Origin of the sequence: Streptomyces sp. NBC_00386 (genome assembly GCF_036063235.1) — a bacterium.
Classification (GTDB): domain Bacteria; phylum Actinomycetota; class Actinomycetes; order Streptomycetales; family Streptomycetaceae; genus Streptomyces.
The window spans coordinates 2801242-2818822 of sequence record NZ_CP107950.1 but is presented as its reverse complement, the minus strand read 5'-3'; the positions used below and the strand labels follow the sequence as shown (position 1 = coordinate 2818822).

Annotated in this window: 10 protein-coding genes; 8 read left to right on the top strand and 2 right to left on the bottom strand. The window is 70.6% G+C overall.

Annotated features, from left to right (window positions below; all coding sequences use genetic code 11):
• Window positions 1–110: 110 nt before the first annotated feature.
• The 6 genes from OG780_RS12115 to OG780_RS12090 all read left to right on the top strand — a co-directional run bounded on the left by OG780_RS12115 (window position 111) and on the right by OG780_RS12090 (window position 8965).
• Window positions 111–1790 (top strand): Tat pathway signal sequence domain protein, encoded by a 1680-nt coding sequence (locus tag OG780_RS12115; protein ID WP_328447480.1) that lies wholly within the window; start codon window positions 111–113, stop codon window positions 1788–1790.
• A gap of 26 nt (window positions 1791–1816) precedes the next feature.
• Window positions 1817–2869 carry an ABC transporter permease gene (locus tag OG780_RS12110; RefSeq protein ID WP_328447478.1) on the top strand — a complete coding sequence of 351 codons (1053 nt, stop codon included), beginning with the start codon at window positions 1817–1819 and terminating at the stop codon, window positions 2867–2869.
• On the top strand, window positions 2866–3801 hold the full coding sequence (locus OG780_RS12105) for a carbohydrate ABC transporter permease (protein WP_328447476.1): 936 nt from the start codon (window positions 2866–2868) through the stop codon (window positions 3799–3801). Before OG780_RS12110 ends, OG780_RS12105 begins: the two co-directional genes overlap by 4 nt.
• A gap of 129 nt (window positions 3802–3930) precedes the next feature.
• Window positions 3931–5937 carry a beta-galactosidase gene (locus OG780_RS12100; RefSeq protein ID WP_328447474.1) on the top strand — a complete coding sequence of 669 codons (2007 nt, stop codon included), beginning with the start codon at window positions 3931–3933 and terminating at the stop codon, window positions 5935–5937.
• A complete protein-coding gene (locus OG780_RS12095; protein ID WP_328447473.1) occupies window positions 5934–8210 on the top strand; it encodes a glycosyl hydrolase family 95 catalytic domain-containing protein in 2277 nt (758 codons plus the stop codon). The genes OG780_RS12100 and OG780_RS12095 overlap by 4 nt, the downstream gene beginning before the upstream one ends.
• A 38-nt stretch (window positions 8211–8248) precedes the next feature.
• Window positions 8249–8965: a glycoside hydrolase family 12 protein gene (locus tag OG780_RS12090; RefSeq protein WP_328447472.1), complete on the top strand. Its 717-nt coding sequence runs from the start codon at window positions 8249–8251 to the stop codon at window positions 8963–8965.
• A gap of 48 nt (window positions 8966–9013) precedes the next feature.
• Here the strand turns inward: OG780_RS12090 and OG780_RS12085 are convergent, their stop codons facing one another.
• Together OG780_RS12085 and OG780_RS12080 are read right to left on the bottom strand one after the other, a co-directional pair.
• Window positions 9014–11056: a glycoside hydrolase family 31 protein gene (locus OG780_RS12085; protein ID WP_328447470.1), complete on the bottom strand. Its 2043-nt coding sequence runs from the start codon at window positions 11054–11056 to the stop codon at window positions 9014–9016.
• Window positions 11057–11246: 190 nt separating this feature from the next.
• Complete coding sequence (locus OG780_RS12080; RefSeq protein ID WP_328447468.1) at window positions 11247–12260, bottom strand: LacI family DNA-binding transcriptional regulator; 1014 nt, start codon at window positions 12258–12260, stop codon at window positions 11247–11249.
• A gap of 354 nt (window positions 12261–12614) precedes the next feature.
• Here OG780_RS12080 and OG780_RS12075 point away from each other — a divergent pair, with 354 nt between their 5' ends.
• Window positions 12615–14546: an acyl-CoA dehydrogenase family protein gene (locus OG780_RS12075; protein WP_328447465.1), complete on the top strand. Its 1932-nt coding sequence runs from the start codon at window positions 12615–12617 to the stop codon at window positions 14544–14546.
• Between the two features lie 159 nt (window positions 14547–14705).
• A complete protein-coding gene (gene secA / locus OG780_RS12070; protein ID WP_328447463.1) occupies window positions 14706–17480 on the top strand; it encodes a preprotein translocase subunit SecA in 2775 nt (924 codons plus the stop codon).
• The last annotated feature ends 101 nt before the right edge of the window (window positions 17481–17581 follow it).

Here is a 17581-nt window from a genome sequence, read left to right as displayed (position 1 = left end):
AGGGCACAGTCCTCCGAGGACCGCTTCAGCTCAGGCAGATCCACTCAAGACACCGCAGCCGACGGCTCCACCGCCGGGTGTCCTGCTGTGCGCCATGAAGGGTTGACGCAATGACGCCGAACACCGCCACCACCGCCCCCAGCCGGAGAAGCTTCCTCGCCTCCACGGCGGTCGCAGCGGCCGCCGTGGCCGGCGGAACGTCCCTGCTCGCCGCCTGCGGCGGAGGACAGGACGGCAGCAAGGACGGCACCACCTCGGGGAAGGACGCCCAGAAGATCCTTCCGGCGTTCGTGGCGTCGAACGTCGTCACGCCCGACCTCCCGTCGAAGAACGGATCGGCGGCCGGGTTCACCCGGGCGATCGACCTGGACGCGCTGAAGACGTCCGTCCCGAAGAAGCTGGGCACCGGCAGCGACCTGAAGATCATGTCGCCGTTCTGGGGCACCCCGCCGTCCGGCGGCAACGCGTACTACACGGCCATGAACGAGGCCATCGGCGTCAAGGCGACCTGGCAGAACCAGGACGGCAACACCTACGACGAGAAACTGGGCGCGGTCCTCGCCTCCAGCGACATCCCGGACGTGGTGGTCGTCCCGGGCTGGAACCTGAACGGCAAGATCCCGAGCGCGATCAACGCCAAGTTCGCCGACCTCGGCCCGTATCTGTCGGGCGACAAGGTCAAGGCCTACCCGAACCTCGCGGCCGTACCGACCGACGCCTGGCAGCGCTCCATCTTCGGCGGCCGGCTGCGCGCGATCCCGATGCCGGCCTCCTACGTCACGAACATCGCGCCCTTCTACCGCAAGGACATCTTCGCCAAGAAGGGCTACACCCTGCCCAAGTCGCCCGACGAGTTCCTGTCCTGGGCGAAGGAGGCCACCGACGCCAAGGCGAAGGTGTGGGCCTGCGACGACCTCAAGTGGACGGCCTTCAACATCTACGGCGTCCTCAACGGCAGTGACAAAGCCCTGTGGTGGGACCTGAGGGACGGCAAGCTGGTCAACCGGATCGAGACCGACGAGTACCTCGAAGCCCTGGAGTGGACGCGCAAGCTGTACGCGGCGGGCGTCGTCCACCCCGACGCCAAGGCCGTCAAGGGCGACGCGTCCAACCGCTTCACCGCGGGCCAGTCCCTCGTCTTCAACGGCGACCTGTCCTACTGGTACGGCTCGACGGCCGAACAGCGCACCCAGAAGACCGACTTCGAGATGGGCGCTTTCGACATCTTCGGCCCCGACGGCGGCGACCCCACACTCTGGGCGACCCAGCCCGCCGGCATCTTCACCTTCGTGAGCGGAAAGGCGTCCAAGCAGCAGATCAAGGACTTCCTCGCGCTCGCCGACTTCTGCGCGGCGCCCTACGGCACCAAGGAGTACATGCTGACGGTGTACGGCGTCGAGGGCACCGACTACACGATCAAGAACGGCCTGCCCACCAAGACCACCAAGGGCACCAACGAGGTCAACGGCGCCTACGACTACACCGGCGACCCGGCCGCCTACCTCGCCCACCCCGATCTGCCGGAGATCGCCAGGCTCCAGGTCGAGTGGCAGCAGCGCATGGGCGCCTTCACCAAGAAGTCCTCCTTCTACGGCCTGACCATCACCGAGCCCAACCGGTGGACCAACCTCGCCAACGACTTCGAGCAGCTGGAGGACGACATCGTCCGCGGCCGCAAGAAGATCGGCGACATGCAGCAGGCCGTCGCGGACTGGAAGCAGAAGGGCGGCGACGACCTGCGCGCCTGGTACAAGAAGCTGCTCGACGACAACGGCTCCGCGGCCAAGTGACCCAGGACTGAGGCAAGGAGAAGGCCGTGTCCCACAGCACGGTGCCTCGGAGCAGGGCCGGGGCCAGGGCGGGCAAGAGGACGCCGGAAGGGAGCCCGCCGGACGGTGCCACCGGACGGCGGGCCGCCGGGGGCGCCGCACAGGGCGCGGGAAAGCGGGGCTTCCGGCTGCGGTTCAGACGCGACCGCACCCTGATCCTGATGACCCTGCCCGCGATCGCGCTGCTGCTCGTCTTCAACTACATACCGGTGCTGGGCAACGTCGTCGCCTTCCAGGACTACGACCCGTATCTGAGCGACAACGGCTTCGTCGCGATCTTCGAGAGCCCCTGGACCGGTCTGGAGAACTTCCAGCGGATCTTCGCCGACTCGGGCTTCTGGCACGCGGTGCAGAACACGTTCGTCCTGTTCTTCCTCCAGCTCGTGCTCTACTTCCCGATCCCCATCGGCCTCGCACTGCTCATCAACAGCGTGGTCAGGCCCCGGGTCCGGGCCGTCGCCCAGGCGGTCATGTACCTCCCGCACTTCTTCTCCTGGGTCCTCGTCGTCACCGTCTTCCAGCAGATCTTCGGCGGGGCGGGCGTCATCGCCCAGACCCTGCGCCAACACGGGCACCAGGGCATCGACCTGATGACCGACCCGGGGATCTTCAAGTTCCTGGTGACGGCCGAGGGCGTCTGGAAGGACGCGGGCTGGGGCATCATCGTCTTCCTCGCGGCCCTGTCGGCCGTGTCGCCCGACCTGTACGAGGCCGCCGCCATGGACGGGGCCGGACGCCGGCGCCGGATGTGGCACATCACCCTGCCGGCCCTGCGCCCGGTGATCGCCCTGCTCCTGGTGCTGCGCGTCGGCGACGCGCTCACCGTCGGCTTCGAGCAGCTCCTGCTCCAGCGCGACGCGGTGGGTCCCGGCGCCTCCGAGGTCCTCGACACCTACGTCTGGTGGAACGGCATCCGCAACCAGGACTTCGGCTACGCCGCGGCGGCCGGATTGATCAAGGGGGTGGTCGGCCTGGGGCTCGTCCTGACCGCCAACAAGGTCGCCCATCTCATGGGCGAGCAGGGGGTGTACGAGAAATGACGGCCGTGACCCACCCACCGCGCGAGAGGCCCGGCCGCTGGTCGGCACCGCCCCGGCCGCCCTGGGAGGAGGAACCGTCGAAGGCCGGCCTCGCGGGCAAGGGGATCGCCCTCGCCCTGGCCGCCTTCGCGATCCTGTTCCCGCTCTGGATCGTCGTCGTCACCAGCCTCCAGTCGAAGAAGACCATCGACGCGGCCGGCGGACTGGTCGTCGTCCCCAGGGGCGTCACCCTGGTCGCCTACAGGGAACTGCTCACCGGCGGCCAGGTACAGCGCGCCGCGCTCGTCAGCGTCGGCGTGACCCTGGCCGGCACCCTGTTCAGCATGGCGGTCTCGGTCCTGTGCGCCTACGGACTCTCGCGCGTCGGATCGCTCGGCCACCGCTGGTTCCTGATGCTGCTGCTCGCCACGATGTTCTTCGGCGCCGGACTCATCCCCACCTATCTGCTGGTGCAGGCCCTCGGCCTCACCGACAGCTACCTCGCGCTGATCCTCCCCAGCGCGGTCAGCGTCTTCAACATCCTGGTGCTGCGGGCGTTCTTCATGGGCATCTCGCCCGAGCTCGTCGACAGCGCCCGCATCGACGGCGCGGGCGACTGGCGCATCCTGTGGCAGATCGTGATGCCGCTCTCCCGGGCCGTCCTCGCGGTCATCTCGCTGTTCTACGCGGTCGGTTACTGGAGCGCCTGGTTCAACGCCTCCATCTACCTGAGCGACCAGGACATGATGCCGCTCCAGAACGTCATGATCCAGCTGGTGCAGAAGCAGGAACGTCCGGTCGGCCTCGCCACCCAGATCAACACCGGCCAGCTCTCCCCGCTCGCCGTGCAGATGGCCGTCATGGTGATGGCGCTGCTGCCGGTCGCGGTCCTCTCGCCCTTCGTCCAGCGGCACTTCAAGAAGGGCATGCTCACCGGCGCCGTGAAGGGCTGACCCGCCCGGCGCTCCGTACCGAGGTGCCCGGTGTCCACCCCGCGCCGCCCCCAGCTCGTCGCGGCCGACCTGCTCCTGACCAGCGGTCGGCCGCGGCGGTCCACTTCCTCACCCCGAACGAGGTAGGTCATGCGCACGCCCCGTGGAACCGGTCCGCAGCCCGGGCGGCCGAGCCTGAGCGACGCCACCCGGGGCCGCATCCTGTTCGGCGGCGACTACAACCCCGAACAGTGGCCCGAGGAGATCTGGCACGAGGACGTCCGCCTCATGAAGGAGGCCGGCGTCAACTCCGTCACCCTCGGGGTCTTCTCCTGGGCCAGGATCGAACCCCGCCCCGGAGCAAGGGAGTTCGGCTGGCTGGACCGGCTGATGGACCTGATGCACGAGCACGGCGTCGGCGTCGTGCTCGCCACCCCCACCTCCTCGCCACCGCCCTGGATGGGCCGGCTGCATCCCGAGACCCTGCCCCGGGACGAGGACGGCCGCATCGAATGGTGGGGCTCCCGGCAGCACTTCTCGCACTCCAGCGCCGTCTACCGCCGCCTCGCCGCCGCCGTCACCGAGGACCTGGCGGCCCGCTACGCCGGGCACCCCGCCCTCACGATGTGGCACATCAACAACGAGTACTGCACCGTCGACTACGGCGACGAGGCGGCCACCGCCTTCCGCCGCTGGCTCCAGGACAGGTACGGCACCCTCGAAGCGCTCAACACGGCCTGGGGAACGGCCTTCTGGGGCCAGGCCTATGACGACTGGCACGAGGTCCTCCCACCGCGTCACGCGCATTACATGAAGAACCCGACGCATGTCCTCGACTTCAGGCGGTTCACCTCCGACATGCTCCTGGAGTGTTACGTCGCCGAGCGGGACATCGTGCGCCGCCACAGTCCCGGCACTCCGGTGACCAGCAACTTCATGCCGATGTGGGTCGGCCAGGACGCCTGGCGGTGGGCCGAGGAGGAGGACGTCGTCTCGGTCGACCTCTACCCCGACCCGCGCGACCCCCTCGGCGCGCAGCACGGCGCGCTCGTCCAGGACATGACGCGCTCGCAGGCGGCGGGCGGTCCCTGGATGCTCATGGAACAGGCGGCCGGAGCCGTCAACTGGCGCGGTGTGAACCATCCCAAGCCGCGCGGGCTGAACCGGCTGTGGTCCCTCCAGGCCGTGGCGCGCGGCGCCGACGCCGTCTGCTACTTCCAGTGGCGGCAATCCCGGCAGGGGGCGGAGAAGTTCCACTCCGGGATGATCGGCCACGCGGGGGAGCGGGGCCGCACCTTCCAGGAGATCAAGCGGATCGGCGCCGAACTGGCCGCCCTCGCACCCCATGTGACGGGCACCCGGGTCGGCGCGGACATCGCGATCCTGCACGACTGGAACTCCTGGTGGGCGGGAGCGCACGACGGCCGGCTGTCCGCGGAGAACGACTGCGCCGAGGTCGTACGGGCCTGGCACCGCGCCCTGTGGGAGGCCCACCTCACCACCGCGTTCGCGCACCCCGAGCACGACCTCTCCGCGTACCGGATGGTCGTCGTGCCCCAGCTCTACCTGCTCACGGACACGGCGATCGAGAACCTTCTCGCCCACGCGCGAGCGGGCGGCACGCTCGTCTGCGGCTTCCTCACCGGCGTCGCCGACGAGGACGACCGGGTCCGGCCGGGCGGCATGGACGAGCGGCTGCGCGACCTGTTCGGCATCCGCACGCTGCACGAATGGTGGCCGCTGGACGCGGGGGAGAAGGTCGCGTGCGACAGCTTCTCGGGCACGCTGTGGTCCGAGGAGATCGAACCCGACGGCACCGCGGCCGTCGAGGCGCGGTACCGCGGCGGCGAGCTGGACGGGCTGCCCGCCGTACTGTCCAAGGGCACCGCCCGCTACCTCTCCACCCTGCCCGAACCGGCCGCTCTGCGCGCACTGCTGGCGGCCGCCGCGGACCGCGCGGGCGTCCGGCCGCCACTCGGCCGGCTGCCCGACGGTGTCGAGGCCGTCCGGCGCGGCGACCTGCTCTTCCTGCTCAACCACCGGCGCGACCCGGTGACCGTCGAGGTGCCGGGCAGTCACCGCGACCTGCTCGGCGGTGCGGCCGTGCGGGACTCCGTACGACTGGAGCGCCACGGAGCGGCGGTGCTCGCCCCATGATCGACGAGGCCCGTTCCGGCCCCCACGCGGGCCGCTTCCCGACGGAGGGCGGCTCCGGTTCCGCCCCCGTCCACGGCACCTGGGAACCCCGGCCCGCCGCCCGCTGGGAGGACGCCTTCCTGAGCGGGAACGGCACGCACGGCGCCATGGTGTTCGGTGATCCGAACGATGACCGGGTCATCGTCAATCATCACCGTCTGGTCCGCCCCAACGGCAGCGCGGACGCGCGCCCGCCCGAGCTCGCCGACCGCCTCGCCGACGTACAGGACCGGCTGCTCGCCGGAGACGTGAACGCGGGCGAGGACTTCACCGACGGCCGGCCGCTGCTGTGGGTACAGCCGTTTCATCCGGCGTTCCAGGTGCGGCTGCGCCGCCCCGCCGAGGAGGCGCGCGGCTACCGCCGCGAGGCCGACTTCACCACCGGGGTCGTCCGCACCGTGTGCGGTGACCGGCGCGGCGAGGTGTTCGTCTCGCGCGCCGACGACGTGATCGCGCAGTACGTGACCGCCCCCGGCCCCGCGGCCGAGGTGACGCTGGACCACCGGCTGCCGGGAGCGCCCCCGGACCTGGCGGTGGAGCACGGAGCCGTCCACACCCCCGAGGGTGCACTGCTCACCCTGCGCGCCCGCTATCCGGGCAGCGACCTGGCGTACACCGGGGTCACCCTCCTCATGACGGACGGTGTCACCCGTCCCGCCCCTTCGGGCGTACGGGTCGAGGGCGCCCGCTCGGTGCTGCTGCTCACCCGGGTGCGCCGGCACCCGGGCCACCTGGACGCCCGTGCGGAGCTCCGCGCGCTGCGGGATCTGCTGCCCGGGCCCGGTCACGGCGCCGAGGACATCGAGAACGCCCGCGCGCACCTGCTCTCCCGCCACACCGCCCTGCACCGCGCCGCCTATCTGCGGGTCACCCTCGACCTGCACGCCGATCCCGCCGAACGGGCGCTGCCCGGATCGGAGCTGGTCCGGCGCCCCAAGAGCCCCGCCCTTGTGGAACGGCTCTTCGCGGCCGGCCGGTACCACCTGCTGTCGGCGGCCGGCACGCTGCCGCCGCGGCTGACCGGCCTGTGGACCGGCGACTGGGACACCGCATGGTCCGGGGCGTTCACCACGGACGCCAACCTCAATCTCCAGACGGCGTCGGCCGCGGCGGCCGCCCTCCCCGAGGTCACCGAGGCGCACGCGGCCCTGGTCCACGGCCTGCTGCCGCACTGGCGGGACAACGCCCGAGCCGTCTTCGGCGCACGCGGGGCACTCGCCCCCGCCCACACCGACGGCGAGTCCGGCCACGTCTACCACCTCAGCCGTGAATACCCGCTGCACGTGTGGACCGCCGGCGCCGACTGGCTGCTCAAGCCGCTCGTGGACCACGACGAGACCCGCGGCGCCCGCGACCCGCGGCTGGCCACGGCGCTCGCCGAAGCAGCCCGCTTCTACGAGGACTTCCTCACCCGGACCGACCAGGACGGCCACCTGGTGATCGTGCCGTCCTACTCCCCGGAGAACCGTCCCGCGAACGCGAGCTGGGTCACCGTGAACGCCGCGATGGACCTCTCGGCGGCCCGCCACGCCCTGTGCACGGCGGCCACGTATCACCCGGGCCCCGACGCCGAGCGCTGGCGGGCGCTCGCCGACCGGCTGCCGCCGCACCGGGTCAACTCCGAGGGCGCGCTCGCCGAGTGGGCCCGTCCCGGACTCCTCGACACCTACGACCACCGGCACCTCAGTCATCTCTACGGCGTCTGGCCGCTCGACGAGATCAACCCCTACGACACCCCGCGGCTCGCCGCGGCGGCCCATCGCGCCCTCGAACTGCGCGGCGCCGAGAACGACTCGGCGCACGGCCACCTCCATCACGCCCTGGTGGCAGCCCGGCTGCGGGACGCCGGGCGGGTGGCGAAGGCCCTCGACAACGTCCTGGCCGGGGACTTCTTCCATGTCTCCCTGATGAGCGGCCACTACCCGGACCGGCACGTCTACAACGCCGACGCCGCCCACACCCTGCCCGGCGTCGTCATCGAGGCCCTGATCCAGTCGACACCACGGCGGCTCGTCCTGTTCCCCGCGCTCCCCGCAGGTCTGCCGAGCGGTGAACTCCGCGGCATCCGGACGAGGTTCGGCGCCGAGGCCGACCTCACCTGGACTCCCGACGGCGCCACGGCCGTCCTGCGGCCGGGCCGCACCTGCCGCATCGAACTCCGGACTTCCACCGGCGCGCGACCGCTCTCCCTGAGCGCCGGAGAAGACCGCGTCCTCACCCTGGGGCCGCGGTAGACCCCCCGCACTTCCCCCCACCCATGGAAGGGACTCCCATGGCACTTCGCACGCTGAGCAGGATCACCAAGGCCCTCGTCGCCCCCGCGCTCGCGCTCGGTGCGACGATCGGCCTCGCCTCCGCCCCCGCCCAGGCCGCCGTCTGGTCCTCCTGCGACCAGTGGGGCAACACCACCCTCAACGGGTACACGCTCTACAACAACATCTGGGGCTCCGGCGCGGGCAGCCAGTGCGTCTGGGCCAACTCCGGCACCAACTGGGGAGTCTGGGCCAACCACCCCAACACCGGCGGCATCAAGTCCTACCCCAACTCCAAGAAGTACGTCGGCAAGACGATCGCAGGGCTGTCCTCCCTCACCAGCACCTACAACGTCACCGTCCCGTCCTCCGGCGCGTACAACACCTCGTACGACATCTGGGACACCGACTACGACTACGAGACCATGCTCTGGGTCAACTACAACGGCGCCGTCGGCGCGCTCGGCACCTCCCAGGGCACGCTCACGCTGAACGGCAACACCTGGACCGTCTACAAGGGCAACAACGGCGCGAACGACGTCTTCTCGTTCCTGCGCACCTCGGACTCCACCTCCGGCACCATCAACATCCTCCCGATCATGAGGTGGATCGCGAACACCAAGGGCTGGATGTCCAGCGCCGAGACCATCGGCGACGTGCAGTTCGGCTTCGAGATCACCTCGTCCGCGGGCGGTCTCGACTTCGCCGCCAACAACCTGACGGTCAGCAGCAGTTGACCCACGCGTCCAGGCGCGGCCGGCCCCTCCCGGGACCGGCCGCGTCCGCTATCCGGCTACCGGCAGCCGCGCCCCGTCCCGCAGGAACAACGGGATCCGGTCCAGCGGCGCGTCCACCGTCACGGCCGCGCCCCCCTCGTACGACACCCCGGTCCACGCGTCCGTCCAGCGCGCACCCGCCGGGAGATACGCCGTACGGGCCGTCGCACCCGCGGTGAGCACCGGCGCGACCAGCAGGTCCGGGCCGAGGAGGTAGGCGTCGTCCACCGACCAGGCCGCCTGGTCGCCGGGGAACTCCAGGAGCAGCGGGCGCATCACCGGCAGCCCCTCCTCGTGGGCCTCCCGCATGACCTCCAGCAGATACGGCTTCAGACGTTCCCGCAGCCGCAGGTACTTCTCCATGACGGCGCCCGCCTCCTCGCCGTACGACCAGACCTCGTTCGGGCCGCCGGTCATGCCGGGGCCGAGCGGCAGACCGGGGTCGCGGAAGCCGTGCAGCCGCATCAGCGGCGACAGCGCGCCGAACTGGAACCAGCGCACCATGACCTCGCGGTACGCCGGGTCGTCCGGGTCGCCGCCGTGGAAGCCGCCGATGTCGGTGTTCCACCAGGGGATCCCGGACAGGGCGGTGTTGAGACCCGCGGCGATCTGGCGGCGCAGGGTCGCGAAGTCGGTCCCGATGTCGCCCGACCACAGGGCGGCCCCGTAGCGCTGACTGCCCGCCCAGGCCGAGCGGTTGAGGGAGATGATCTCGCTCTCCCCGGCGGCGCGCAGGCCCTCGTAGAAGGTGCGGGCGTTCTCGCGCGGGTAGAGGTTGCCCACTTCGAGTCCCGGGCCCGCGTGGTAGCGCAGGTTCTCGGAGAAGCCCGGCTTCAGCTCCGGCTCGCAGGCGTCCAGCCAGAACGCCGAGATGCCGTACGGGTCGAGATAGTTGTCCTTCACGCGGGACCACAGGAAGTCCCGCGCCTCCGGGTTCGTGGCGTCGTAGAAGGCCACCTGGACCGTGGAGGCGACCTGCTTGTCCGGCCAGTCGGCGTGCGCCATCGGCCCGTACTCCGTGCCGATGAACCAGCCCCGCTGCTCCATGAGCTGATGGTTCTCGGAGAGCGGCGAGACCGAAGGCCAGACGGACACGACCAGTTTGACGCCGAGACCGGCGAGTTCGGCCTGCATGGCCGCCGGGTCGGGCCACTCGGCCGGGTCGAACTTCCAGTCCCCGAGGTGGGTCCAGTGGAAGAAGTCGCAGACGATCACCGAGAGCGGAAGGCCCCGCCGCTTGTACTCCCGCGCCACCTCAAGGAGTTCGTCCTGGGTGCGGTAGCGCAGCTTGCACTGCCAGAATCCGGCCGCCCACTCGGGCAGCATCGGTGTCCGGCCGGTCGCCGCGCTGTAGCGGCGCTGGGCGTCGGCCGGGGTGCCCGCGGTGATCCAGTAGTCGATCTGCCGGGCCGAGTCGGCGACCCAGCGGGTGCCGTTGCCCGCGAGCTCCACCCGGCCGACGGCCGGGTTGTTCCACAGGAGGGTGTAGCCGCGGCTGGAGGTGAGCACCGGAACGGTGACCTCGGCGTTGCGCTGGATCAGGTCCAGGACCGCGCCCTTCTGGTCGAACAGCCCGTGCTGGTGCTGCCCGAGGCCGTACAGCCGCTCGCCGTCGTACGCGGCGAAGCGCTGCTCCAGCCGGTGGTGGCCGTTGCCGGTGGGGGTGTACAGCCGTGAACCGGGCCACCAGAAGTGGGCGCGCTCCTCGGTGAGGAGTTCACCGCCGTCCGCGGTGCGGGTGAAGCGGATCAGCCCCTCGGCGCTCACCTCGACGGTGAGCGCCCCGACCGTCAACCGGCCCTCGCCGTCGCTGAGTTCCATCGTGCTCGTGGTGTCCTCGGGCCGGTCGAGCAGCGCTCCCGGCAGGCCTTCGAGCAGCGGACCGCCGAGCCGGGCGCGGACCCGCACGGCATCGGGGCCCCACGGCTCGATCCGGACGGTCTCCGTACGGCCGCTCCACTCCAGAGCGCCGTCCCGTTCACGGAACGTGCCGACGGTCGGGGAGGACTGCGCGAGGCTCACCTGGGGCTGGACTGCGGCGGACTGATTCACGTGGATGCTCCTGAAGGAGTGCAGACATGAAGGAGTGCGGACGGGGAGTGCGGCCGGGATTCCGTCCGGGGCGGGGCGGCGAAGCGCGGTACAGGGAGAGCACGCGGACAGCGGGTGCCCGGCGGGGGAGCGGGGTCCGTGAGGCCCGCGCAGGGAGTACCGGCGGGCGCGCCGTCGGCAGGAGCCCGGTTCAGGGAGCGGCCGGCGCCGGCCCCGTGCTCGCCCGTACCGTCAACTCCGGGGAGATCAGTACGACTTCGTCCTTGCCGCGTCCTTCGAGCTTGGCGATCAGATGCTCGACGGCATGGCGGCCCATGTCCTGGGCGGGGATGGCGACCGACGTCAGCCGCACCGAGGACTGGGTGGCGACCTGGTCCGGGCAGATCGCGATCACCGAGACGTCCTCGGGGACGGCGCGGCCCTTCTGGCGCAGCAGGGCGAGCAGCGGCTCGACCGCCGACTCGTTCTGCACGACGAAGCCCGTGGTGCCCGGGCGCTCGTCGAGGATGCGGGCGAGGGTGAGGGCCATCGCGTCGTAGCCGCCCTCGCAGGGGCGGTGCAGCACCCGCAGCCCCAACTCGCGGGAGCGGGCGCGCAGTCCGTCGAGCGTCCGCTCGGCGAAGCCGGTGTGCCGCTCGTAGACGGCGGGCGCCTCGCCGATGACAGCGATGTCACGGTGGCCGAGCAGCGCCAGATGCTCGGCGCACAGCGCGCCCGTCGCCCCGAAGTCGAGGTCGACGCAGGTCAGGCCGGTGGTGTCGGCGGGGAGGCCGATGAGCACGGACGGCTGGTCGGTCTCACGCAGCAACGGCAGCCGCTCGTCGTCGAGTTCGACGTCCATCAGGATCATCGCGTCGGCGAGCCCGCTGCCGGTGACCCGGCGTACCGCGTCGGGCCCCTCCTCGCCGGTGAGCAGCAGGACGTCGTAACCGTGGGTCCGGGCGTTGGTGGCCACCGCGATGGCGATCTCCATCATCACGGGTACGTACATGTCGGTGCGCAGCGGGACCATCAGCGCGATGATGTTGGACCGGCTGCTCGCCAGGGCGCGGGCGCCCGCGTTCGGGTGGTAGCCGAGTTCCTGGATGCTCTGCTCGACCCGCTGCCGGGTGCTCGCGGAGATGGACCGCTTGCCGCTGAGGACATAGCTCACCGTGCTCGCCGAGACTCCGGCGTGCTGGGCGACCTCGGCGAGGGTGACCATCCGGCTCTCCCAGTTTTGTGAAGCGCTTCGACAGTGCGCGCGGTACCGATAGGGGCGATGAGGGTGGCTCGACACTAGCTCGGTGGAGGAATCGTGTCCATAGGCTGTCGAAGCGCTTCGACAGCCAATTCCCGGCGCCGGCCCGGCCCCCGGTGGCCGTGCGGAACCTCACCCGGACGGCGCACCCGGACCGGGCCTCCGGCGCAACACCGGCGGCCGGTCCGCGGGTGGGCCCATTGCGCCGAACGCTGCGCGAGGACTGGTGGGGTCGTCCGGAATCAGGTAAATACGATCGAGTAGAACCGGTCGGTAACGGACAGACCCAAGATCCCTATTCGCGGCGAGGTGACCCTCATGTCCGCAACACCCCACCAGCCCACAGTCACCGAACGTGAGGCCCGACAGGTCGCCGAGGCCGCGCGCGAACAGGACTGGCGCAAGCCCAGCTTCGCCAAGGAACTCTTCCTCGGCCGCTTCCGGCTCGACCTGATCCACCCGCATCCGCTCCCCGCCGACGAGGACACACAGCGCGGCGAGGAGTTCCTGGCCAAACTGCGGGACTTCTGCGAGACGAAGATCGACTCCGCCCGGATCGAGCGCGAGGCACTGATTCCGGACGAGACCATCACCGGGCTCAAGGAACTCGGCGCCCTCGGCATGAAGATCGACACCAAGTACGGGGGTCTCGGCCTCACCCAGGTGTACTACAACAAGGCCCTCGCCCTGGTCGGCTCGGTGAACCCGGCGCTCGGCGCCCTGCTCTCGGCCCATCAGTCGATCGGCGTACCGCAGCCGCTGAAACTCTTCGGCACCCAGGAGCAGCGGGACACCTTCCTGCCGCGCTGCGCCCGCACCGACATCTCCGCCTTCCTGCTCACCGAACCGGACGTCGGCTCCGACCCGGCCCGGCTCGCCACGACCGCCGTGCCGGACGGCGACGACTACATCCTCGACGGGGTGAAACTGTGGACGACCAACGGCGTCGTCGCGGACCTCCTCGTCGTCATGGCGCGCGTCCCGAAGTCCGAGGACAGCAAGGGCGGCATCACGGCCTTCGTGGTGGAGGCCGCCTCGGAGGGCGTCACCGTCGAGAACCGCAACGCGTTCATGGGCCTGCGCGGCCTGGAGAACGGCGTCACCCGCTTCCACCGGGTGCGGGTGCCCGCCGCCAACCGCATCGGACCGGAGGGGGCGGGCCTGAAGATCGCCCTCACCACCCTCAACACCGGACGCCTCTCGCTGCCCGCGATGTGCGTGGGCGCGGGCAAGTGGTGCCTGAAGATCGCCCGTGAGTGGACGTCGGTGCGTGAGCAGTGGGGCAAGCCGGTCGCCTTCCACGAGGCCGTCGGCTCCAAGATCTCCTTCATCGCGGCCACCACCTTCGCGCTGGAGGCCGTGCTCGACCTGTCGTCGCAGATGGCCGACGAGAACCGCAACGACATCCGCATCGAGGCCGCCCTCGCCAAGCTGTACGGCTCCGAGATGGCCTGCCTGATGGCCGACGAACTGGTCCAGATCCGCGGCGGCCGCGGCTTCGAGACGGCCGCGTCGCTGGCGGCCCGCGGCGAGCGCGCGGTCCCCGCCGAACAGGTCCTGCGCGACCTGCGCATCAACCGCATCTTCGAGGGCTCCACGGAGATCATGCACCTGCTGATCGCCCGGGAGGCCGTCGACGCCCACCTCTCGGTGGCCGGCGACCTCATCGACCCCGACAAGTCCCTCTCCGAGAAGGCGAAGGCGGGCGCCAACGCCGGTGTCTTCTACGCCAAGTGGCTGCCGAAACTGGTCGCGGGCGCGGGCCAGCTCCCGCGCTCGTACAACGAGTTCAGCCACGACGTGGACCTCTCCACGCACCTGCGGTACGTCGAGCGCAATGCCCGCAAGCTCGCCCGGTCCACCTTCTACGCGATGTCGCGCTGGCAGGGCCGTATGGAGACCAAGCAGGGCTTCCTGGGCCGGATCGTCGACATCGGCGCCGAGCTCTTCGCGATGAGCGCGGCCTGCGTACGGGCGGAACACCTGCGCACGAAGGACGATCACGGACGCGAGGCCTACCAGCTCGCCGACGCCTTCTGCCGCCAGTCCCGCATCCGTGTCGAGGAACTCTTCGGACGCCTGTGGAGCAACACCGACGACATCGACCGCAAGGTCGTCAAGGGCGTCCTGTCCGGCACCTACACCTGGCTGGAGGAAGGCGTCCTGGACCCGTCGGGCGAAGGCCCCTGGATCGCCGACGCCACCCCCGGCGCGAGCACCCGGGAGAACGTGCACCGGCCCATTCGCTGACGATTTCCCCGGTGGCGCTCCCGCCCCGTCCGCCGCCCTGCTGCTTGCCGCGCCGCAGCAGGGCGCCGACAATGAACGCAACGGCGAACGGGGAACTCCACCACGACGCCCTGGCGGTTCTCCCCGGCATCGACCGCGCCGGACTGCGAGGGAATTCCCATGCCAGCAAAAGGGCTCGACGCCATCACCGGAAGGATCATGCGGGCGGGCGAGGGCCGGATGCTGCGCCGCCTCGAACACCTCGCCGCGCAGACCGGCTCCCTGGAAGAGGAGTTCAGGGCGCTGTCCGACGAGGAGCTCCAGGCGCTCACACCGGAGTACAAGGAACGTCTCGGTGCGGGCGAGAGCCTGGACGACCTGCTGCCGGAAGCCTTCGCCGCGATGCGCGAGGCCTCCCGCCGCATCCTCGGCATGCGCCACTTCGACGTGCAGATCATGGGCGGAGCGGCACTGCATCTCGGCCACATCGCCGAGATGCAGACCGGTGAGGGAAAGACGCTCGTCGGCACCCTGCCGGTCTATCTGAACGCCCTCGCCGGCAACGGGGTTCACCTCGTCACCGTCAACGACTACCTGGCCCGCCGGGACGCCGAGTGGATGGGGCGCGCGTACCGCTTCCTCGGACTGAGCGTCGGCGTCCTCAGGGCGGAGTCGACCCCCGCCGAACGGCGTGCCCAGTACGCCTGCGACGTCACCTACGGCACCAACACCGAGTTCGGTTTCGACTACCTGCGCGACAACATGGCCCGCTCCAAGGACGAACTCGTGCAGCGCGGGCACCACTTCGCGATCGTCGACGAGGCCGACTCGATCCTCATCGACGAGGCGCGCACCCCGCTGATCATCTCCGGACCGGCCGACCAGCCGACGCACTGGTACGAGGCCTTCGCCGCGTTCGCCCGGCACATGAGGGGCGTACCGGTGCAGGAGGAGCAGTTCACCACGCAGGCCGACAAGGACCGCCTAGCCGTCCTGCGGACGGGGCACGACTACGAGTACGACCCCAAGAAGCGCACGGTGTCGATTTTGGACCCCGGCGTCGAGTACCTCCAGGACCAGCTCGGCATCGACAGCCTCTACGAGTCCGACCACACCCCGCTGATCGGACACCTGAACAACGCGCTCAAGGCCAAGGAGCACTTCAGGAAGGACAAGGACTACGTCGTCGTGGACGGCGAGGTGCTGATCGTCGACGAGCACACCGGCCGCATCCTCGCCGGCCGGCGCTACAACGAAGGACTGCACCAGGCCATCGAGGCCAAGGAAGGCGTCACGATCAAGGACGAGAACCAGACGCTCGCCACGATCACCCTCCAGAACTTCTTCCGCCTCTACGGCAAGCTCGCCGGCATGACCGGCACCGCCATGACCGAGGCGGCCGAGTTCCACCAGATCTACCGGCTGCACGTCGTCCCGATCCCCACCAACCGGCCCATGGTCCGGTGCGACGACCCCGACCAGATCTACCGCACCGAGGAGGCGAAGTACGCCGCGGTCCTCGCCGACATAGCCGAGAAGCACGCGCTCGGCCGGCCGGTCCTGGTGGGCACCACCTCCGTCGAGAAGTCCGAGACGCTCTCCGCGCTGCTGCGCCGGGAGGGCATCCGGCACGAGGTGCTCAACGCCAAGAACCACCGCCGCGAGGCCCAGATCGTCGCCCAGGCCGGACGCCGGGGCGCCGTCACCGTGGCCACCAACATGGCGGGCCGCGGCACCGACATCATGCTCGGCGGAAACCCCGAGGCGATGGCGCTCGCCGAGGCGGGCGAGGACGCGGACCCCGGGGAACGGCGCGGGGTCCTCGACCGGATCACCTCCGCGGTCGCCGTCGAGCACGACGAGGTCACGGCGCTCGGCGGACTGTACGTACTGGGCACCGAGCGGCACGAGTCACGGCGCATCGACAACCAGCTCCGCGGCCGCTCCGGCCGCCAGGGCGATCCCGGCGCCTCCCGCTTCTACCTCTCCCTGGAGGACGACCTGATGCGGCTGTTCCGGGCCAACGTCGTCGACCGCGTGATGTCCATGGCGAACGTCCCCGACGACGTGCCCATCGAGAACAAGATGGTCACCCGCGCCATCGCCTCCGCCCAGGCCCAGCTGGAGCAGCAGCACTTCGAGTCGCGCAAGGACGTCCTGAAGTTCGACGAGGTCCTCAACCGGCAGCGCACCCTCATCTACGCCGAGCGCCGCCGCGTCCTGGACGGCGAGGACCTGAACGAACAGATCGCGCACTTCATGGAGGACACCGTCCGGGCGTACGTCGAGCGGGAGACCGGCGAGGGCTTCGCCGAGGAATGGGACCTGGAGAGGCTGTGGGGAGCCCTCCGGCAGCTCTACCCCGTGGGGATCACGGTCGAGGAACTGGTGGACCTCCACGGTGGCCGTGAGGACCTCACCACCGAGCGGGTCCTCGAGACGGTGACCGACGACATCCGCGCCCGGTACGCGGAGCGCGAGAGGGAACTCGGCCCGGAGGCCCTGCGCGACCTGGAACGTCTCGTCGTCCTGTCCGTCCTCGACCGCAAGTGGCGCGAGCACCTCTACGAGATGGACTACCTGCGCGAAGGCATCGGGCTGCGCTGGACGCTCGGCCGCGAGCCGATCGTCGAGTACGAGCGCGAGGGCTACGACATGTACGGAGCCATGACCGACGCCATCAAGGAGGAGTCCGTCGGCTACGTCTTCAACCTCGACACCGCCGCCCCGGCCCCCAGGGCCCTGGAACCCCGCGACCGTGCCGACGGCCTGCTCTTCACCGCGCCGACGCTCGACACGGCCGACGGTGTGGTCGAAGGCGCGTTCGCCCCCGCACAGCCGCTCAGGACCGTGCCGGGCGTTCCCGGACCCACCGACAAACCCGCCGACGCACGGTCCGCGCGCGGCGGTCCCCGGCCGCCCGGGCCCGCGTCCCGGCGCCGCCGCAAGCGCTGACCTGCGGATCAGCAGGGCGGCCGGGCCACGCCCCGGCCCCCGCGGGCGGGCACCCGCCCGCCGAGGCCCCGCGGAATACCCGCTCCTCGCCGACGCCCCCG

Coding starts and splice junctions, on each gene's coding strand:
- OG780_RS12105 (WP_328447476.1), top strand. CDS start 2,866: ATGACGGCCGTGACCCACCCACCGCGCGAGAGGCCCGGCCGCTGGTCG.
- OG780_RS12115 (WP_328447480.1), top strand. CDS start 111: ATGACGCCGAACACCGCCACCACCGCCCCCAGCCGGAGAAGCTTCCTC.
- secA (WP_328447463.1), top strand. CDS start 14,706: ATGCCAGCAAAAGGGCTCGACGCCATCACCGGAAGGATCATGCGGGCG.
- OG780_RS12100 (WP_328447474.1), top strand. CDS start 3,931: ATGCGCACGCCCCGTGGAACCGGTCCGCAGCCCGGGCGGCCGAGCCTG.
- OG780_RS12090 (WP_328447472.1), top strand. CDS start 8,249: ATGGCACTTCGCACGCTGAGCAGGATCACCAAGGCCCTCGTCGCCCCC.
- OG780_RS12095 (WP_328447473.1), top strand. CDS start 5,934: ATGATCGACGAGGCCCGTTCCGGCCCCCACGCGGGCCGCTTCCCGACG.
- OG780_RS12075 (WP_328447465.1), top strand. CDS start 12,615: ATGTCCGCAACACCCCACCAGCCCACAGTCACCGAACGTGAGGCCCGA.
- OG780_RS12080 (WP_328447468.1), bottom strand. CDS start 12,260: ATGGTCACCCTCGCCGAGGTCGCCCAGCACGCCGGAGTCTCGGCGAGC.